This window comes from Streptomyces sp. NPDC050658 (assembly GCF_044457025.1).
Taxonomy (GTDB): Bacteria; Actinomycetota; Actinomycetes; order Streptomycetales; family Streptomycetaceae; genus Streptomyces.
In genome coordinates this window covers 210,351-229,822 of the sequence record NZ_JBITGM010000009.1, presented here as the reverse complement: position 1 = coordinate 229,822, position 19,472 = coordinate 210,351, and the positions used below count along the sequence as shown (strand labels likewise).

The following is a 19,472-nucleotide window of genomic DNA, read 5'->3' as shown; positions in this document are numbered from 1 at the left end:
ACAGTCAATCTCGTTGAACATTCAACAGATGCAATCTCCATAGCTCACGTAGCTCACAGCTCGGCCTCACCGTCCGCAGCTCGTCCCCCCAAGGAGCAGTCATGGGTCTCTTCGGCCGCAAGAACGACACCACCACCGCCACGGCCGCCGCGCCCGGCCCGGTCAACCCGGACCTGGCCGCGCTGACCGGCGACTACACGATCGACGCCTCGCACACCTCGATCGGCTTCGTCGCCCGGCACGCCATGGTCACCAACGTCAAGGGGTCCTTCACGGACATCGCCGGCACGCTGCACCTGGACGGCGCCGACCCGTCCCGCTCGACGGCCTCCATCGACATCAAGATGGACAGCATCGACACCGGCAGCGCGGACCGCGACGGTCACCTGAAGAGCTCGGACTTCTTCAAGATCGACGAGTTCCCGGAGATGACGTTCCGCTCCACCAAGGCGGAGGCGCTCGGCGGCGACGACTACCGCATCACCGGTGACCTGACGATCCTCGGCACCACCAAGCAGCTCTCCATCGACCTGGAGTTCAACGGCGCGGCCACGGACCCGTTCGGCAACGAGCGCGTCGGCTTCGAGGGCAAGGCCGAGATCCTCCGCTCCGAGTGGGGCCTGACCTGGAACGCGGCCCTGGAGACGGGTGGCGTGCTGGTGTCCGACAAGATCAAGCTCAACTTCGACATCTCCGCCATCAAGAACGCCGCCTGACATCGACCAAGGCCCTTGCCCGACAGGGCCGTTGGTATCACCGAGCGCGCCTGCCCTCCCTTCCGTACGAGAAGTACGGGAGAGGGCGGGCGCTCGGCGTTTGTGCCGACCGGCGCCCGGCGCCGTGATCGTCCGCGATAGCGTTCCGCCGTGTCCGAGTTCCTGCAGCAACTCCCCGCCCTGATAGGCGTGATCGTCGGCGCCCTCGGTTCGTACGCCGCCATCATGCGGGGCGACCGGATCCGCTTCCAGCGGGAGCAGGAGGCCCGTTGGGAGGAGCGGCGGCTCGCCATATACACGGAGTACGCCCGGATCCTCAAGCAGACGGTGACCCTCACCTATCGAGTCGCCGCGCATCTGGGCAACGACCCGCATCCGCACCCCCTCTCCCCCGCCGACGCGGAGTCCCACCTGGCCGCTGCGGCGGACGCGCGCGACCCCGCCGGTGAGGCCCTGCTGATGCTCGGCACGCCGGACGTGGTGGCCGAGGCGCGGCGCTGGGTCCTGACGGTGATCGAGATGGAGTCCTTCCTGCGCGAGGGGGCCCAGGACCCGGAGGGCTGGGCGCTGCTGATCGACCGTCAGCGCGCCACCCGCGAGGCGTACTACGCGGCGGTGCGGCGCGACCTGGCGCTGCCGCCGGGGCATTCGGGCCGCTGGCAGGTGACGCCGGGGGCCTGATGGCCGCGGCTTGCCCTGGAGCGCGCTTCAACTCCTAGGGTCCGGCGTCATGACGACGTACGGGAACATGAGCGGTTTCGACAGGCACAGCACCGCGGGGGACGTACTCGAAGGCATCGACCTGTCGGGGCGGACCGCGGTCGTCACCGGCGGCTACTCCGGACTCGGTCTGGAGATCACTCGGGCGCTGACCCGTGCGGGCGCGCGCGTCGTCGTCCCCGCGCGCAGGCCCGCCGCGGCGCGGGAGGCGCTGCACGGGGTGGCCGGCACGGAGGTGCGTGAGCTGGATCTGGCGGACCTGGAGAGCGTACGAGCCTTCGCCGACCGCTTCCTGGAGAGCGGCCGCGCGCTGGACATCCTCATCAACAATGCGGGCGTCATGGCGTGCCCGGAGACCCGCGTGGGTCCGGACGGCACCTGGGAGGCGCATTTCGCGATCAATCACCTGGGCCACTTCGCCCTGGTCAACCGCCTTCGCCCGGCGCTGAGTCCGGGCTCTGCCCGCGTGGTGTCGGTCGCCTCTTCCGGTCACTTCCTCTCCGGCATCCGCTGGGGCGACCCGCACTTCCTGCGCGAGGGATACGACCGCTGGCTCGCCTACGCCCAGTCGAAGACGGCCAACGCGCTCTTCGCGCTGCACCTGGACTCCCTGGGCGCCGACGGCACCGGCCCCCGCGCCTTCGCCGTACACCCCGGCAGCATCCTCACCCCGCTCCAGCGCCACATCCCCCGCGACGAACAGATCGCGCAGGGCTGGATGGACGCCGACGGCACACCGGCGCCCGGCTTCAAGTCCCCGGCGCAGGGCGCGGCGACGGCGGTATGGGCGGCGACGGCTCCCCTGCTCGACGCCCACGGCGGCGCGTACTGCCAGGACTGCGCCGTCGCCGGGCCCGCGACCACCGACGACATGCTCGTCGGCGGCGTGAAGCCGTGGGCGACGGACGCGGACGCGGCGGCCCGGCTGTGGCAACTGTCGTGCGAGATCACGGGGTTGGGCGGCTAGTCGACCGAGGCGGCTGCGGGATTCGGGCGCACGTGGAACGATGCCTCCCATGCGCCCGAACCCCGAGGAGTGGACCGCCGTCATCGCGTACGGAATCGCCTCCGGGCGCCCGCATCCCCTGGCGGCCTTCCAGGCTTGACTGCGCGAGCGCGGCATCGACTGGATGCCCTTCGCGACGGAAGACGTCTACTGGGACCACATGTGCGGCCGCTCCGACGACGGCCACTGGCACGGGTCCGTCGTCATCCACGTCCGCTCGTCGGCCCTGCGGGCGCTCGGCCTGCATCCCGACGCGCCGTGGCCTGATCAGCGCTGACCCTGGGCAGCCGAAGCCCGCGTCTGCGCCAGGATCGCCTCCGCCAGTGGCGTCAGGACCGACGCCGGCAGCGCGTGTCCCATCCCCTCGATCTCCGTCAGGCGTGCGCCCGCGATGACCTGGGCCAGGTGCTGTGCGTGCGGGGGCGGGAACACCGGCTCGCCCGTCGCGGAGATGATCAGGGCGGGGATCTGCGTGCGGGCCAGTTCCTCCGTGCGGAGCAGGCCGGAGTCGTCGGCCCGGGCGTGTGCCGTCGAGGCCACATGGGTGCCGGCGTGGGCGATGATCCGGCGCTCCAGGGCACGGAAGTACTCGGGGTCGAAGGGGAGTCGGCGGCCGTTAAGGGCGCGCCAGTGCTCCACCCTGCGGTCCAGCTCCGCCTCCGGGCCCTTGTCCTGGACCGGAGTCGACCACAGGTCCATCACCACCGGGGAGACGCCGGGCAGTTCCGCCACCGGGACCTCGGTTCCGTCCGGGGCACGGTACGGGGTGGTGCTGAGCGCACTGGTGCCGAACATCGTGACGCTCAGGACGCGTTCGGGGTGGTCGGACATGACGAGTTGGCTCAGCATGCCGCCCAGCGACATGCCCACCAGGTGCGCCCGCTCGATGCCGAGACCGTCCAGGACCGCCACGACGTCCCGCCCCATGTCCGCCACGGAGTACGGGTGTCCGTCGAAGTCGGCCGTGGAGCGGCCGGTGTCGCGGTGGTCGTAGCGGATCACCTGGTGGTGTGCCGCCAGCGCCTCCACCAGCGGCTCGGGCCAGCCGAGGCCCGATGCCAGCGCGCCCATGATCAGGACCAGCGGCGGGGCGTCGGGCGCGCCGCGCCGCTCGGTCCACAGCCGTACGCCGGGGGCCACATCGACGTACTGCTCCTTGGGGTTCGAATGGCTCGAATCCTGCATGGGGTCCTCCTGGCAGTGGTCGACATGTTGACGATGGCGATGGCGATGACCATCAAAACTAGACGGAACGTATCGTCTCGTTACTCGGGTCACCCTGTCAAGGGAATCCTCTGGGCGAGGGTTCCTATCGGCCCGCCAGCCCCGCCAGGTAGTCGTCCACCAGCTCGATCTGCCGCTCGGCCGGATACTCCCGCGGCGCGAACAGCGCCTGGACCACCAGGCCCAGGACGAAGCTCTGGGCCGCCGCCGCCACCGCCCCGGCCCGCGGGGTCCGCGGCAGTTCGCCCAGGCGCTGGGCCTCCGCGACATCCTCCGCCAGCCGCTCGCGGCCCGTGCGGTAGCGCTCCGCGTGCTCCTGCGCCAGCTCCGGATCGGACAGCGCCACGTCCCACGAGCCCACCCAGATGCGGTTGCTCGCCGCGCTCTCCTCGTCCAGCGGCAGGATGTCCAGGAGCCTCGCCCGCAGCATCACCAGGCCGGACGCCGAACCCGCCCGCTCCGCCGCCGGGCGCGGGCGGTCCGCCGAGCGGCGGTCGAGTACGTCGAGCGCGTGCCGCAGCAGGGCTCGCTTGCTCGGGAAGTAGTGCGTCAGGAGGCCGGTCGTCGCCCCCATCTCCGTCGCCACGGCGCGCAGCGTGAGGCCACCGAAGCCGCGGGCCGCGAGGACCCGCCACACCGCCCGGGAAACCTCGGTCCGGCGGGCGTCATGGTCTCCACGGGCTGGGGTCATGCGGGTAGGGTACATACCCAACGTTCGTTACGTACGCATCGCATAGGACTGCCATGTACGCCATACCGCTGACCGAGGGTGCCGAGCTCCGCACGCTGGAGCCCTGGCAGACCGACGAGTTCCTCGCCCACATCGACCGGGGCCGCGACAGCATCGACCCGTGGATTCCGTGGGCCGCCCGCTCCACGGACGCCGAGTCGGCCCGTGCCACGCTCCAGCTCTACGCGGACAAGCAGGCCGCCGACACCGGGCGCATCTACGGGATCTGGCTGGACGGCACCCTGGTCGGCGGCGTGATGTTCGTGCAGTTCGACACCAGGACAGGCAACTGCGAGATCGGCGTCTGGTCGGAGCCCGCGGGCCAGGGCCGGGGGCTGATCAGCGCTGCCGTACGGCACTTGGTCGCGTACGCCTTCGAGGAGCGCGGCATGCACCGGATCGAGTGGTGGAACACCGTGGAGAACGTCCGCAGCGGGGCCGTCGCCCAGCGGATGGGCATGCACCTGGACGGCGTCCTGCGGGAGCAGTCCTCCTACAACGGGCGGCACGACATGCAGGTCTGGTCGCTCCTCGCGCACGAGTGGAAGGCCGAGCCCAAGCCCGCGTAGCCGGCCGGGCGCCGGCCCGGGGCACGCCGTCAAAAACGCGGCTACCGAATCACCCTGCGCGGCGATTTTCGAACAACGGCGGTCGAACGACAGCCGATTCCGGGACTTCGCACAGGCCCGGGCACCGCACGGAACGCGCCACGGCCGCATCGCCCGTTCGGGCCCCCGGCCGCGGCGCGCCGCTACGCCAAGATGGACGCGTGACCGGCGGTGACAACCTCGAATTCGGCAACAGCACCTTTCACGGGCCCGTGGTCGGCAGCCTGCAGAAGAACACCTACGTCGTACCGGCCCAGCCGAGCGCGCCGGCCGCACCGGCCCCGCTCCCCGCTCCCCTGACCGCGCCCTCCGCGCTCCCCGCCGCACCCGCCGTGTTCACCGGGCGCGACACCCTGGTCGACGAACTGCTCGCCGCCCTCGCCCCCGCCGACGAGAAACTGCCCGTCACCAGCGCCGCCGCCCACACCGCCGCGATCACCGGCCTCTGCGGCACGGGCAAGACCGCGCTGGCCGTGCACACGGCCCATGTGGCGTACGCCAAGGGCTGGTTCCCCGGCGGCGCCCTCTTCCTCGACCTGCACGGATACGACGACTCCCCCGTCACCGGCGCCCAGGCCGTCCGCTCGCTGCTGCGCACCCTCGGCGTGCACCACCCCGCCCTGCCGCACGCCCGCCGCGCGGGCAGGACCGGCACCGCGGACGAACGGCTCGGCGATTCGCCCGACGAGCAGGGCAGCCTCTACCGGACCGAACTCGCCCGCAGACAGCCCATGTTGATCGTCCTGGACGCGGTCGCCGACGCCGCGCAGATCGCCCCGCTGCTGCCCGGCAGACCCGGCCACCGGCTCCTGATCACCTCCCGGAACTCCCTCGCGGGCCTGCACACCAGGGAGTTCCGGCTCGGTGCGCTCGAGTCGTACGCCGCCGTCACCCTCGTCGACCGGCTGCTCGGCGCCGACCCCACCGACCAGCGGGCGCGCAAGGAGGAGGCCGCCGTCCGTGACCTGGTGAGCCTGTGCGGCCATCTGCCGCGCGCCCTGCACATCGCCGCCGCCCGGCTGCGCCGCAGCAGGGAGCGCCCGGTGAGCGCCCTGGTGGCGGAGTTGCGGGCGGCGAAGGACCTCCTCGGCGCGCTGTCCGCGTCCGGCGTCGACCAGTACGCCCGTGAGCTCGCCGTCCAGCCGATGTTCGAAGAGACGTATCGGCGGCTCGACCCACCGCAGCGGGCCCTGCTGCTCGCGCTCGGCGCGGCTCCCGGCGCCGACGTCAGCGTGCAGTCGGCGGCGGTACTCGCGGGCCTCCCGGAGAGCCAAGTGTGGCCGCTGCTCGAACAGTTGGCGGCGACCTCGCTCGTCACGCCGACCCCGTCGGGCGCGCGCTGGGGCATGCCGGAGCTGGTGTTCGCCTTCGCCCGGCACACGGGCGGCGGGACACCGAGGGACCGGCGGTTCGCCCAGCGGGCCCGGCGGCGGCTCCTCCACCACTACTGCGAGCTGACGGAAGCGGCGGTGGGCCACCTGGGCCCGGTGGCCTCAGCTGCCCCCGCCGCCCCCGATGTCCCCGCCGCCCCCGCGGACAAACCTTTCGCCGACCGGGGAGCCGCGCTCGCCTGGCTCGACCGCGAGCGGACCGCGCTGGTCGGCGCCGCCCTGTGGGTCGAGCGCCACCAGGACGCCGAGACCGAGACGGCCGCGCGCCTCGCCCGGTCGCTGCGCCCGTATCTGGACTCCGTCGAGGCCTTCGACGAGGCGCTCGCCCTGGCGCGCGCCGCCCACGCGGCCCACAGACGGCGCGCGGACCTCCGCGGCGAGGCGGAGGCCCTGCTGCACATCGGGTACGCGCAGCTCAACCTCGGCGCGGTCGAGGACGCCCTGGACTCCTTCGACCGCAGCGAGCGCCGCTACGCGAAGGTGCCCGAACTCCGGGGCCGGGCCGACGCGTTGACCGGCAGCGGGCAGGCCCGGCGGCAGCTGGGCGACGACCAGGCGGCGATCGACGCCGAAGCGCGGGCCTGCGAACTGCGCACGGAACTCGACGAGCCCGGTGTCGCCGACGCCTGGAGCACCATCGGCCTCGCCCGCTCCGGCCTCGGCCAGTACGCCGCCGCGCTGACCGCGCACAGCCGCGCCCGCGACCTCCGCACCCGGCGGGCCGACGTCCCCGGCATGGCCCGCGAGGGGGTGTACCTCGCGGACTGCCTGGCCGCGCTGGGCCGGGCCGACGAGGCGGTCGTGGAGTACCGGGAGGCCTTCGCGACGTTCCTCGCGGCGGGCGCCGACGACGGGGCGACGGCCGATGCCCTGTGGGTCGCCGACCGGCTCGCGGACGCGCTGCTCTCGCTCGGCCGCCACCAGGACGCGGTGGCGGCGCTCGCCCACAGCCGCGATCTGTCCCTCGGCATCAAGGACCACGGCCGGGCCGCGGTGGCCTCGATCAAGCTGAGCCTCACGCATGTCTGCCTGGAGCAGCACGAGGAGGCCACCGGCGCGCGGGCCTTCGCGCGCCGCGCGTCCGGCGTCGGCAGCCATGTCGCCCGCGCGTACGACGCGATGAGCCGCCTGACCCCCGACGACGCCCACGCGGTCCTCGCGGAGCTGGTCGAGACGGGCGGCGCCGCCGACCGGCACCGCGAGCTGGGGCAGCGGCTGATCGTGCTCGAACGGTACGAACCGGCCGTCCGCGCCTTCGCGCGGGCCCGCGACTTCTGCGTCGAGGGCCTCGATCTGCCGGGCACCGCGGCTGCCTGGGAGCAGATCGGCATGGCCCGCTACCGGCAGGGGCGGTACGAGGACTGCCTCGACGCCCACACGGAGGCCCTGCAGATCTTCGACCGGCTCGGCAACGACCGGATCCAGGTCGCCATCACCGAACGGCTGCGGGCGCTCGCCCTGATCGCGCTCGACCGGCGGCCGGAGGCGGTGGAGAGCATCCTGCGCTCCCTGGACATCACCCTCGGCGCGGGGGACCGGCTCGGCACCGAGAACGCCTGGATGTGCCTGCGGCTCGCGCTGCTGCCGTTCCCGAGCCCGCCGGACGCGTACGAGGCGTTCAGCCGGGCCGGGGATCTGCTGCCGGGGCTGCCGGAGGGCGAGCGCGAGGCCCACGCCTGGCGGGCCGTGGGGGATTTCCTGCGGGCCGCCGGGCTGCACGGACCGGCCGTGGACGCCTACCGGCGGGGCCTGAGCCCGGTCCGCTAGAACCCGCCCCCGCCGAAGTCCCCTCCCCCGCCGAAGTCTCCGCCGCCCCCGAAGTCCCCGCCGCCGAAGTCCCCGGAGTCGAAGTCCGACCCCGAGTAGTCACCGCCGTCGTACCCGGCGCCGGGCCCGAAGTCGCCGTACCCGGAGCCGTAGTCCGCCGCGTACGCGGGGCTCGACATCATGCCGCCCAGCATCGTGCCGAGGAGCAGGCCCGGCAGGATGCCGCCGCCGAAGTAGCCGCCCGCCCAGGGGCCGTAGGCCGGGCCCGCGTCCCAGTAGGGGCGCCGCTCGCCCGACGCCGTGGCGACCGTGCGGGCCATCGGCTCCTCGCCGTCCGCGAGGCGCGTCGCGTCGGCGAGGCACACCGGGACCGAACGCCCGGCACCGCCGGGCGGCGCCCACTGCGCGTCCTTGACCGAGGGGCCGTGCCGGGGGTCGAAGAAGCAGGGCGAGCGGCGCTCGGGCAGCGGCCGGCCCTCCCTGCGCGCGGCGAGCAGGGCGAGCGAGAAGCGGCCGTCCTCCAGGGCCTGGGTGACGCCGCGCACCTCTTCCGGGCGCTCCGCCGACGCCATGTACGACTTGGCCCTCTCGTACGAGTCCAGGGCCCGTTCGTAGTCCGCGCGCATCGCGTCGTCCGCGCCCGCCTCGGCGGGATGGAAGTCGAGCCGGTCGAGTTCTTCGCCGTACGCCGTGATGTCCTCGTCGACGACGACCCGCAGCTTCTCCAGGGCGGCCCGCTGCTCCTCCATCCGCCGCCTGCGGTTCCTGCGCACCACCGCGTAGGTGGCTCCGGCGCCGGCCACGAGCACCGCGCCGACGCCGATCAGCGCGCCGACCGGGACGCCGTCGTCCGCACCGGCGCCGGCCCAGGTCGAGGGCGCCGAGCCGCCCGCGTCCTTGACGGCCTGGTCGACGAAATCGTTGAGCTGGGTCTTGGTGTCGGCCACGTCCCCGTACGTCGTCACGAGGTTGGAGACGGCGGCCGAACTCAGGACCTGGCTGTCCGCCTTCGCGTCGAACGCGTCGCCGAGCCGGATGCCGTACACACCCGTCACACCCGTCTCGGTGCGCAGCTTCTGGAAGAGGTCCTGCTTCGGGAAGTCGGCGGGCAGCACCGCCAGGAAGACCGGCTTGTCGGCGTCCTCGATCTTCTGCGCGAGGGCGTCCGCGTCGGCCGCGGACAGCTGGTCGGACGCGGCCGGGTCGACGTAGACCGGGCCCTTCTCCCAGGCGTCCGCCACGACGGGGACGCTCGTGGCCGCCGCGGCGCCGGGCGCCGCCGTGAACGACACGGCGCCCAGCGACACGAGAAGGCCGGACACCGCGACAAAGATCCGCTTCGTCCCATTCCTCATACTTCGAAGATACGTCGAAGCCACCGCGGACGGGCCCCGGCGTTCGGCGCCCGCTCACTCCACGGGGGTGACGCCCGCCCGCAGCAGTCCATAGGTGTACGCGTCCTCGAGGGACTGCCACGAGGCCGCGATCACGTTCTCCGCGACGCCCACCGTCGACCATTCCCCGTCGCCGTCGCTGGTGGAGATCAGCACGCGGGTCGTGGAGGACGTGCCGTGCTTGCCCTCCAGGATGCGGACCTTGTAGTCGACCAGCTCCATCTTGGCGAGCTGCGGGTAGATCTTCTCCAGGCCGACCCGCAGCGCCCGGTCCAGGGCGTTGACCGGGCCGTTGCCCTCCGCCGTGGCGACGATGCGCTCGCCCTTGGCCCACAGCTTCACGGTCGCCTCGTTGGCGTGCGTGCCGTCGGGGCGGTCCTCGACGATGGCCCGCCAGGACTCGACGCGGAAGTAGCGCCGCGCCCTGCCCTCGGCCTCCTCACGGAGCAGCAGCTCGAAGGAGGCGTCGGCGGCCTCGTACGTGTAGCCCTTGAGCTCGCGCTCCTTGACCCGCTCCACGACGCGGCCGACCAGCTCGCGGTCGTCGCCGAGGTCGATGCCGAGTTCCTTGCCCTTGAGCTCGATGGAGGCGCGGCCCGCCATGTCGGAGACGAGCATGCGGATCCGGTTGCCCACCAGGTCCGGGTCGATGTGCTGGTAGAGGTCGGGGTCGACCTTGATCGCGGAGGCGTGCAGTCCCGCCTTGTGGGCGAAGGCAGAGACACCCACGTACGGCTGATGGGTGGAGGGCGTGAGGTTGACGACCTCGGCGATGGCGTGCGAGACGCGGGTCATCTCGCGCAGCGAGCCCTCGGGCAGCACCTGCTTGCCGTACTTGATCTCCAGGGCGCCGACCACGGGGAAGAGGTTGGCGTTGCCGACCCGCTCGCCGTATCCGTTGGCCGTGCACTGGACGTGGGTCGCGCCCGCGTCCACGGCGGCCAGGGTGTTGGCGACGGCGCAGCCCGTGTCGTCCTGGGCGTGGATGCCGAGCCGGGCGCCGGTGTCGGCGATGACGGTGGCGACGATCGCCTGGATCTGGGCCGGGAGCATGCCGCCGTTGGTGTCGCACAGCACGACGACATCGGCACCGGCCTCGGCGGCGGCGCGTACGACGGACTTGGCGTACTCGGGGTTGGCGCGGTAGCCGTCGAAGAAGTGCTCGCAGTCGACGAAGACGCGCCGCCCCTTGGAGACGAGGTAGGAGACGGTGTCGCGCACCATCTCCAGGTTCTCCTCCAGGGTGGTGCGCAGGGCCAGCTCGACATGCCGGTCGTGGGACTTGGCGACGAGCGTGATGACGGGGGCGCCGGAGTCGAGGAGCGCGTTGACCTGCGGGTCGTCCACGGCCTTGGCGCCGGCGCGGCGGGTGGCGCCGAAGGCGACGAGCTGGGCGTGCCGGAAGTCGATCTCCTGCCGCGCGCGGGCGAAGAACTCGGTGTCGCGGGGGTTGGCGCCCGGCCAGCCGCCCTCGATGAAGCCCACGCCGAAGTCGTCCAGGTGCCGGGCGATGGTCAGCTTGTCCGCGACGGTCAGGTTGATTCCCTCGCGCTGCGCGCCGTCGCGCAGCGTGGTGTCAAAGACGTGGAACGCATCGTCGGGTGTGCTGGTTTCCGTCATGCTGATCTGGCTCCTGTGTCGGATCTCGGTCTACCGGAATGACCGGCTCCACCGCCTCAATGATCCCTCGCGCTCCGCGTCCGGCTGAAGTTGGGCCAGGAAACGAAAAAACCCCTCGCGGGTACGAGAGGTTTGCGCGCGGGTCTGGAGACGACGGTGTCCGCCTGTACATGGTGGTACGAGACGGTCACTGCGGACCGGCGCGCCTGCTGCCAATAATCATGGCGAACGAGAGCACGGTGGCAGCCTGCCACAGCCCGCACACACCGCGCTGCCCCGTCTCACGATGCGGGCGGCGCGTCCGCACGCGCCGCCCGCCCGGAGTCGTGCGTCAGCGCACGTGTCGCACGAAGGTGTCGTATCCGTCGTTGGTGTCGCCACCGAGGAGTGACGCGTCACCGGAGAGGAAGGCGATCCGGGCGCCGTCCTTCGCGATGCCGCCCGGCAGCACCTGGGCCGATGCCGCGCCGCCCGTGGTGTCCGGGCTGACGAGCGTGGTGCTGCCGGTCTTCAGGTCCCGCAGATAGACGGGCCACTCCTTGCCGTACTGGGAGCCGGGCTCCGTGACCTCCGACATGTACGTCAGCCTGCGGCCGTCGGCGCTGATCGCGGGCGACCGGGTGTAGGCCTCGCCGGGGCCGCCCTGGGTGCCGTGGATGCGCCGGTTCTCTCCGGAGGCGAGGTCGTGCACGAAGACGTTCCAGGCCGCGTCGTTGTCGTCGGGCACGAGACGCGTGTCGCGCGACTCGAAGACGACCGTGCGGCCGTCGCCGCTGATGGACAGGTCCAGGGACTCCTTCTCGGTCTTGGCCCCGTCGTGCGACCGGTCGACCTGCGTCAGCTTCCCGGTCTTGCGGTCGCGCACCCACAGGTCGCTCCAGTCGTCGTCGCGCGGCCCGTTGACGAAGGAGTTGGCGTAGGCGACGTACCGGCCGTTGTCGCTGACCGTCGGCGAGTGCGCGTTCCGCTCGCCGTCGCCGCCCGTGTACGGGTGGCTGATCCGCTCGGTGGTGCCGGTCTTGCGGTCGCGCAGGAAGACCGCCGTGCCGTCGAAGCGCGGGCCGTCGGTGCTGAAGACGGCGTAGCGGGCGTTCGCGCTCAGGGACACGCTGCCCGCGCTGTCGCCCGGGAAGCCGTCGGGCAGATCGACGTCGAGCCGCTCCACCTTCTTGGTCTTCCGGTCGTAGAGCCGCACGTCCCGGTCCGAGTAGGAGCCGGCCGGGCTGGAGACGAAGGCGACGTACCGCCCGTCGGCGCTCAGCGAGGGCCCGCTGAGCTGCCGCCCGTCGAGCGCGATCCGCTCGGTCTTCCCGGTGCGCAGATCGCGTACGAAGATGTCGCTCTGCCCGTTGGTGTCGCCCTCGACCAGGTCGGTCGCCTCGGAGTCGAAGGCGGCGAACCGGCCGTCACGGCTGATCACGGCCCCGGCGGAGCGGTCGTTCGCCGCCTTCCCGTCGGGCGTGACGCTGACGCCCTCGGTGCGGGGCGCGGCGGCGGCGCCGGGTGCGGCGAAGGCGGCGGGCAGGGTGGTGACGGTGACGGCGGCGACTACGGCCGCGGCGGTCAGGGCGAGGCGCTTGTGGTGGTTGGCAGACATGGTCAGTTCCCCCGTGATTGCTGGTGGTTGCTCGTGTTGCGGAATTGCTGGTCGTCGGCGGTCATCATGACCGCGAGCCGGTGCCGTAATGGCGTACGAAGGCGTCCCACCACCCGTTCGTGTCGTCCGGGATCAGATTGCCCCCGCGGGTGACGAAGACGACCGTGCCGCCGTGCGCGCTCAGCTCCGCCTCCGGCAGGTCGAACCAGTCGCTCTCGCCCCCGTCGTGCGCCACGGTCACCCGCTGGTTGGTTCGGGTGCGCAGATCGCGGACAAAGAGCGTGCCGCGTGCCGTCTCGCCCTCGACGAGGTGGGTGTCCCAGGAGTGGAAGAGCACATGGCGGCCGTCGGCGCTGATGCGGGGGTTGAGCGACTCGAACTCCGTCTGCTCGCCGCGGGCGTTCAGGGAGATCCGTTCGATGCCGCCGCCGCGCGTGTCACGGAGGAAGACGTCGGCCTGTCCGTTGGTGTCGCCGGGTACGAGGCCGCCCGACCAGGAGGAGAAGGCCATCTTCCGGCCGTTGCCGCTCAGGGTGGGGACGGTCATCGCGATGTCCTCGCCCGCGGGCGTGACGTCGAGCCGCTCGGTGGTGCCGCGGCGCCGGTCGTGGGCGTACACCTGCCGGTCGTAGCCCGGCCTGAACTGGGTGTAGCCGTAGGTGACGCGGCTGCCGTCCGCGCTCATCTCGATGCCGGTGACGCCGTAGCCGAGGTCCTTCTCGCCGGGGGCGGGGGCCTTGCTGATGAGCTTGGTGGTGCCGGCCTTGCGGTCGCGTACGTAGACGCCGTACGGGGTCCGTTCCGCCGAGTCGCCGTGCTCCTTCAGGCGGGAGGCGAAGGCGATGTAGCGGCCGTCCGCGCTCATCCGGGCCTGCACGGAGAAGTCGCCGTGGACGGGCTTGTCGTCGTCGGAGAGACTGACCGTCTCGGTCCTGTCCGTCTTGCGGTCGCGCAGGTAGTACCGGTCGGTGAAGCCGTCGTCCGTGGAGCCGAGCCGGGCGGCGAACAGTACGTAGCGGCCGTCGGCGCTGAGCTGCGCCGCGCCCGTGCCGTCCGCGAATCCGGCACCGGAGTCCTGTAGCCCGGCCCGCTCGACGGTGCCGCGGCGCAGGTCCCGGACGTAGACGTCGGTGCTGTTGTTGGTGTCGTCGGGCCCGGTGAGCGAGCGGGCCGTGGCGAAGGCGGCGTAGCGGCCGTCGGCGCTCACGGCGGGGCCGCTGGGGGCGTCGGTGGTCTGGGCCCCGTCGGTGGTGAGGTTGATGCGCTCCGTCCACGGGGGTTTGGGCGCGGTCGGCGCGGCCGGCTCCGCATGTGCCGGGAGCGCTCCCACTGTGCCGAGCACGACGGTCAGGCAGAGGCCCGTGACGGTTCTCCTGGTGGTGAAGGTTCTCTTGGTGGTGATCACGATCTGGTTCCCCCGATTCGCTCTGACGTGTCCCTGCTCCACTTGAAGACGTCCCGCAGACCGTTCGTGTCACCCGGTACGACGTCCGTGTCGTCCGAGCCGTAGACGACGGCCCGCCCCTTGTCGCCGATCGCGCCCGCGGTGGCCCCGCCGTGGCCGACCGTCACCTCGTGGCCGCTGCGGAGGTCGCGCAGGACGAGATTCAACCGGCCGTCCCCGTAGAGGAGTTGGCGCCCGTCTGGGCTGACGGCCTGTACGTTCCCGCCCGCGATACGCCGGACCTTTCCGGTGCGCAGATCGCGTACGTAGCCGCCGTCCGCCGAGTTCAGCGCGACCGTGCGGCCGCTGACCTGCGTCAGGGTGGACGGGGTGCCGTCGTCGACGCGGGTGAGGCTGCCGGTGGTGCGGTCGCGGAGCCAGACCTGGCCCGTGCCCTTGTCCTCGTAGGCGACGTGGCGGCCGTCGGCGCTGATGGACGGGTCCACCATGTCGCGGGCGGAGTCCGGCGGTCCGTCGCTGACGACTTCGCGGGTGTCGCTCTCGCGGTCGTACACCTCGACCCGCGAGGGGTCGCCGGGGTGCTGCGGCTGCAGGTCGTAGGCGATGTAGCGGCCGTCCGCGCTGATGTCCGGCGACGACGCGCTGACCTTGAATCCCCTGCCGTCGATCTGCTTGATCTCGCCCGTGGCCAGATCGGTGAGGAAGACGTTGATCCCGTGGGTGCCCCAGCCGGTGTGCGCGGCGTACCGGCCGTCGTCGCTGATCACGGGCGCGCCCATGGAGTTCTTGAGGCGGGTGACCTCGCCGGTCCGCTCATCGCGCACGAATCCGTAGTCGTACGGGCCCTGGTGACCCTCCGTCAGATTCTCCGCGTCACTGCGGAAGGCGACATAGCGACCGTCCCCCGACACCGACGCGCCGCCCGAAGCCCCGTCGGCCTCGGTCCCGTCGGCGGCGACGCTCACGCGCTCGACCCGCGGATCGGGCGGTGCCGCCTGCGCGGCACCCGCCGGCAGCGCGGCCACCCCCAGCGCACCGATCACCAGCGCACATAAGGACACACGTCTGGCAGTGGACATGGCTTCCCCCAGAACCCGTCGATCCCCCCGGCCCGGCACCGAGGGCCCACGGGGATACAAGCGCACCACCCGAAGACGCGCAATCCGCAAGATTGCGTACAACCTAGACGGGGTCAGCGGGGTCTTACGCCTCCGGGGCGCCCGCGGTTCCCGCACTTCCCGCGCTCCCCGGCACGAGCGCGCCGTCCAGGAACTCCCGCACATGCCCGAGGATCTGCTCCCGCGCCGTGCCCCGCAGGCCGATCGCCACATGGATGGAGAACCCGTCGAGCATCGCCCGCAGCCGGGCCGCGAACCGGTCGGGGTCAACGGGCCCGAACTCGCCGCGGGACACGCCCTCGGCGAGCAGCGCCACCAGGTCGCGGTGCCAGGCGCTCTCGATGGCGACCTGCCGGTCGCGCTCGTCCTCGTCGGCGTTCAGGGAGCGGTTCCAGACCTCCAGCCACAGCGTCCAGTGCGGGTCGCCTGGGCCGTCGGGGACGTACAGGTCGACGTACGCGTCGAGCCGCTCGCGGGCCGTGCCGCGCCGGGCGAGCAGCCTGCCGCGTTCGGCGCCGAGCGCGGCCTCGCTCCACTCCAGGGTGCGCAGGAGCAGTTCGTCCTTGGTGCGGAAGTAGTAGAGGAGGTGGCCGCTGCTCATGCCGACCTGACGGCCGAGCGCGGCCATGGTCAGCTTCTCCAGGCCGCGCTCGGCGATCATCTCCATGGCCGCGGCGAGGACGTCCTCGCGTGGCGGTGCGTTCTTGCGCGCGCGGGCTGTCCCGGCCATGGGGTTTTCTCCTAGGTCACACCTTCGGCTGCTGCTGGGTGATGCAGTGGATGCCACCACCCCCGGCAAAGATCGTACGGGCGTCCACGAGGGTGACCGTCCGGTCCGGGAAGAGGCGGCGGAAGATGCCCGCCGCGATCTCGTCGTTCGGGTCGCCGAAGCCGCACAGGACGACGCCGCCGTTGCAGATGTAGTGGTTGATGTAGGAGTAGTCGACCCAGCCCTCATCGTCCTGGAGGACGGTCGGCGCGGGCACCTCGACGATCTCCAGGGTCCGGCCGCGCGCGTCCGTCTGGCCGCGCAGGACCTCGATGATCTCCTTGCTGACCTCGAAGTCCGGGTGGGCCGGGTCCTGCTGCGAGTGCACGAGGACCACGCCGGGCGCGGCGAACGCGGCGACGATGTCGACATGGCCGCGGGTGCCGAAGGTGCCGTAGTCGCCGGTGAGGCCGCGCGGCAGCCAGATGGCCTTGCTGGTGCCGATCCGGGCGTGGATCGCCTCTTCCACCTGCTCGCGGGTCAGGCCCGGGTTGCGGCCCGGGTCGAGCTGGACCGTGTCGGTGAGGAGCACGGTGCCCTCGCCGTCGACGTGGATGCCGCCGCCCTCGTTGACCAGCGGCGAGGAGTGCACGGGCACGCCGGTGAGGTCGGCGATATGCCGGGCGATCTTGGAGTCGTGCTCCCAGCGGGCCCAGTCCTGGCCGCCCCAGCCGTTGAAGATCCAGTCCACGGCGGCCAGTTGGTCACCGTCGCGGACGAAGGTGGGGCCGATGTCACGCATCCACGCGTCGTCGAGGTCTCGCTCGACCAGCTCGATGTCCGGGCCGAGCAGCGCGCGGGCCGACTCGCTCTGTCCGGTGCCGACGACCATGGTGACGGGCTCGAAGCGGCGTACCGCGCGGGCCACGTTCGCCCAGGCGGTACGGGCCTCGGACAGCTCCGTCTCGTTGGTGAAGGTGGGGTTGGGGCCGGGCCAGGCCATCCAGGTGCGCTCGTGCGGGGCCCACTCGGGGGGCATACGGAAGCTCATCGCGGGGTCCTCACAGGAAGTACAGGCGGTTCAGGGAGACGGATTCGGCGGGCTCGGAGCGGACCGGGTCGCCGTCGAGCGTGACCAGGCCGGAGCGCTGGTCGACGTCCACGGCACCGGTACGGGAGTTGAACCGCAGGTCGGCGGGGCCGATGCCACGGGTGCCGCGCACGGCGACGCGGCGCCTGCGGGTGGGCATCGTGTCGTTGCCCTGGTCGACGGCGGCCTGGGCGACGAACGCCACCGAGATGTCGGCGGGCGTCGTGCCGTGGGCCCCGAACAGCGGGCCGAGGACGAGGGGTTCGCAGGTGTCCGTGGCGGCGTTCGGGTCGCCCACCACACCGAACGCGGGGAAGCCGGACTTGAGGACCATCTGCGGCTTGGCGCCGAAGTACTGGGGGCGCCAGAGCACGATGTCGGCCATCTTGCCGACCTCGATGGAGCCGACCTCGTGGGCCAGGCCGTGCGCGATGGCGGGGTTGATGGTCAGCTTGGCGATGTAGCGCAGGACACGCGCGTTGTCGTCGTCCGGGCCATCACCGTCCATCGGACCCAGCTCGGCCTTCATCTTCCCGGCCATGGCGAAGGTGCGACGTACGGTCTCACCGGCCCGGCCCATGCCCTGCGCGTCCGAGGAGGTGATGCCGATGGCGCCCAGGTCGTGCAGCACGTCCTCCGCACCCATGGTCCCGGCACGGATGCGGTCGCGGGCCATGTGGGCGTCGCCCGGCAGGTCCGTCTTCAGGTCGTGGACCGAGACGATCATCCCGTAATGCTCGGCGACGGCATCACGCCCGAAGGGAAGCGTCGGGTTCGTGGAAGACCCGATGACGTTCGGGACGCCCGCCATCTTCAGCACGTTCGGTACGTGCCCACCACCACACCCCTCGATGTGGAAGGCGTGAATCGTCCGCCCCTCCAACACCTTGAGGGTGTCCTCGACGGAAAGACATTCATTCAACCCGTCGCTGTGCAGCGCGACTTGGACGTCATGCTCCTCGGCCACCCGCAGCGCGGTGTCCAACGCCCGTGTGTGGGCGCCCATGTCCTCGTGCACCTTGAAGCCGGACGCGCCGCCCTCGGCGAGCGCCTCGATCAGCGGGGCGTCGTGCGAGGACGAACCCCGGCCCAGGAAGCCGATGTTGACGGGCCACGCGTCGAAGGCGTTGAACGCGTGCCGCAGCGCCCACGGGGAGTTCACGCCCACGCCCCACACCGGGCCGAACTCCTGGCCGATGATCGTGGTGACGCCGGAGGCCAGCGAGGCCTCCATGATCCGGGGCGACAGCAGATGGACGTGCGTGTCCACGGACCCGGCGGTGGCGATGAGCCCCTCGCCGGACACGATGGACGTACCGGTGCCGACCACGACGTCGACCCCGTCGAGCGTGTCCGGGTTACCGGCCCGCCCGATCGCATGGATGCGGCCTTCCCGGATGCCGATGGACACCTTGCGGATGCCCTGCACGGCGTCGATGACGACCACGTTGCTGATCACGACGTCACAGGTCTCGCGGACCGCGGCGGCCTTCAGGTGCAGCCCGTCGCGGGCCGTCTTGCCGAAGCCGGCCAGGAACTCGTCGCCGGGCTTCTGGGAGTCGGACTCGATCCGGATCGTCAGTCCGGAGTCGCCGAGCCGGACGTGGTCGCCGGCGCGGGGGCCGTGCGTGGAGGCGTACTCATAGGGGTTCATCGCTTGTCCTCCGTTCCGAGGTAGCCGCAGGCGGCGGCCCTGCGCAGGGCCTCTTCCTTGGCGCCGGGCGCGTCGAGCGGCCCGTCCACCAGACCCGCGAAGCCGATCGCGATCCGGTCGCCGCCGATCGGCACGAGCCCGACGTCGACGCTCTCGCCGGGCCCGAAGCGCACGGAGGACCCGGCGGGCACGGCGAGCCGCATCCCGTACGCGGCCGAGCGGTCGAAGTCGAGCCGGGGGTTGGCCTCGAAGAGATGGAAGTGCGAGGTCACGGAGACGGGGACGGTGGCGGTGTTGCGCACGGTCAGCGTCAGGACGGGGGTGAGCTCCTCGTGCCCCGGCCCCGGAAGCAGCGCTCCGGGCGCCTCGGCGCCCAGGCCCGCGCCGATCGGCTGCGGGACGACCGCGAGCCGCGAGCCGTCGTCGAAGACGGCCTCCACATGCACCTCGGTCACCACGTCCGCCACACCGGGCAGCACGTCGTCGGGGCCGAGCACCGCACGCGCGTGCTCGATCGCCTCGGCGAGTCTGGCCCCGTCGCGGGCCGCCTCGCAGACCGTGTCCGCGATCAGCGCGGTCGCCTCGGGGACGTTGAGCCTGAGGCCGCGCGCCTTGCGGGCCCTGGCGAGCTCGGCGGCCCCGAAGAGCAGCAGCCGGTCGCGTTCCGTGGGGGTAAGTCGCACGACACCACACCTCCATCACCTTTAGAGCATCACTCTAACC

At 72.0% G+C, this 19,472-nt stretch carries 17 protein-coding genes; 6 read left to right on the top strand and 11 right to left on the bottom strand.

Annotated features, from left to right (window positions below; all coding sequences use genetic code 11):
* The first annotated feature begins 101 nt into the window (after positions 1–101).
* The 4 genes from ACIBKX_RS29040 to ACIBKX_RS29025 all read left to right on the top strand — a co-directional run bounded on the left by ACIBKX_RS29040 (position 102) and on the right by ACIBKX_RS29025 (position 2,719).
* A complete protein-coding gene (locus ACIBKX_RS29040) occupies positions 102–716 on the top strand; it encodes a YceI family protein (RefSeq protein ID WP_363273621.1) in 615 nt (204 codons plus the stop codon).
* 150 nt (positions 717–866) lie between these two features.
* Positions 867–1,397 (top strand): hypothetical protein, encoded by a 531-nt coding sequence (locus ACIBKX_RS29035; protein ID WP_363273623.1) that lies wholly within the window; start codon positions 867–869, stop codon positions 1,395–1,397.
* A gap of 49 nt (positions 1,398–1,446) precedes the next feature.
* Complete coding sequence (locus ACIBKX_RS29030) at positions 1,447–2,403, top strand: oxidoreductase (protein WP_363273625.1); 957 nt, start codon at positions 1,447–1,449, stop codon at positions 2,401–2,403.
* Positions 2,404–2,566: 163 nt separating this feature from the next.
* Positions 2,567–2,719 carry a hypothetical protein gene (locus tag ACIBKX_RS29025; protein ID WP_363273627.1) on the top strand — a complete coding sequence of 51 codons (153 nt, stop codon included), beginning with the start codon at positions 2,567–2,569 and terminating at the stop codon, positions 2,717–2,719.
* On the opposite strand, the gene ACIBKX_RS29020 is transcribed toward ACIBKX_RS29025, so the two are convergent.
* The gene (locus ACIBKX_RS29020) at positions 2,710–3,627 is read right to left on the bottom strand and encodes an alpha/beta hydrolase (protein ID WP_363273628.1); all 918 of its coding nucleotides are present in this window, start codon (positions 3,625–3,627) and stop codon (positions 2,710–2,712) included. The two genes, ACIBKX_RS29025 and ACIBKX_RS29020, sit on opposite strands and share 10 nt — an antisense overlap.
* A gap of 124 nt (positions 3,628–3,751) precedes the next feature.
* Complete coding sequence (locus ACIBKX_RS29015) at positions 3,752–4,357, bottom strand: TetR/AcrR family transcriptional regulator (protein ID WP_363273629.1); 606 nt, start codon at positions 4,355–4,357, stop codon at positions 3,752–3,754.
* A 53-nt stretch (positions 4,358–4,410) separates the two neighbouring features.
* Here ACIBKX_RS29015 and ACIBKX_RS29010 point away from each other — a divergent pair, with 53 nt between their 5' ends.
* Together ACIBKX_RS29010 and ACIBKX_RS29005 are read left to right on the top strand one after the other, a co-directional pair.
* Positions 4,411–4,965 (top strand): GNAT family protein, encoded by a 555-nt coding sequence (locus ACIBKX_RS29010; protein WP_363273631.1) that lies wholly within the window; start codon positions 4,411–4,413, stop codon positions 4,963–4,965.
* Positions 4,966–5,165: 200 nt separating this feature from the next.
* On the top strand, positions 5,166–8,162 hold the full coding sequence (locus ACIBKX_RS29005; protein ID WP_363273632.1) for a tetratricopeptide repeat protein: 2,997 nt from the start codon (positions 5,166–5,168) through the stop codon (positions 8,160–8,162).
* Here the strand turns inward: ACIBKX_RS29005 and ACIBKX_RS29000 are convergent.
* From ACIBKX_RS29000 to ureA, 9 genes are all read right to left on the bottom strand, one after another.
* Complete coding sequence (locus tag ACIBKX_RS29000) at positions 8,159–9,517, bottom strand: hypothetical protein (protein WP_363273633.1); 1,359 nt, start codon at positions 9,515–9,517, stop codon at positions 8,159–8,161. The two genes, ACIBKX_RS29005 and ACIBKX_RS29000, sit on opposite strands and share 4 nt — an antisense overlap.
* Positions 9,518–9,571: 54 nt before the next feature.
* On the bottom strand, positions 9,572–11,176 hold the full coding sequence (gene cimA / locus ACIBKX_RS28995) for a citramalate synthase (protein ID WP_363273634.1): 1,605 nt from the start codon (positions 11,174–11,176) through the stop codon (positions 9,572–9,574).
* Positions 11,177–11,507: 331 nt separating this feature from the next.
* Positions 11,508–12,773 carry a hypothetical protein gene (locus ACIBKX_RS28990; protein WP_363273636.1) on the bottom strand — a complete coding sequence of 422 codons (1,266 nt, stop codon included), beginning with the start codon at positions 12,771–12,773 and terminating at the stop codon, positions 11,508–11,510.
* 64 nt (positions 12,774–12,837) lie between these two features.
* Entirely contained in the window at positions 12,838–14,178 is a 1,341-nt protein-coding gene (locus ACIBKX_RS28985; RefSeq protein WP_363273638.1) for a hypothetical protein, read from the bottom strand.
* Entirely contained in the window at positions 14,175–15,257 is a 1,083-nt protein-coding gene (locus ACIBKX_RS28980) for a protein TolB (protein ID WP_363273639.1), read from the bottom strand. The genes ACIBKX_RS28985 and ACIBKX_RS28980 overlap by 4 nt, the downstream gene beginning before the upstream one ends.
* Positions 15,258–15,381: 124 nt before the next feature.
* The gene (locus tag ACIBKX_RS28975; protein ID WP_363273640.1) at positions 15,382–16,026 is read right to left on the bottom strand and encodes a TetR/AcrR family transcriptional regulator; all 645 of its coding nucleotides are present in this window, start codon (positions 16,024–16,026) and stop codon (positions 15,382–15,384) included.
* Positions 16,027–16,042: 16 nt separating this feature from the next.
* On the bottom strand, positions 16,043–17,056 hold the full coding sequence (locus ACIBKX_RS28970; RefSeq protein WP_363273641.1) for an agmatine deiminase family protein: 1,014 nt from the start codon (positions 17,054–17,056) through the stop codon (positions 16,043–16,045).
* A 10-nt stretch (positions 17,057–17,066) separates the two neighbouring features.
* Positions 17,067–18,749: an urease subunit alpha gene (locus ACIBKX_RS28965; RefSeq protein ID WP_399376380.1), complete on the bottom strand. Its 1,683-nt coding sequence runs from the start codon at positions 18,747–18,749 to the stop codon at positions 17,067–17,069.
* Complete coding sequence (gene ureA, locus ACIBKX_RS28960) at positions 18,746–19,432, bottom strand: urease subunit gamma (RefSeq protein ID WP_363277410.1); 687 nt, start codon at positions 19,430–19,432, stop codon at positions 18,746–18,748. Before ureA ends, ACIBKX_RS28965 begins: the two co-directional genes overlap by 4 nt.
* Positions 19,433–19,472 lie beyond the last annotated feature (40 nt).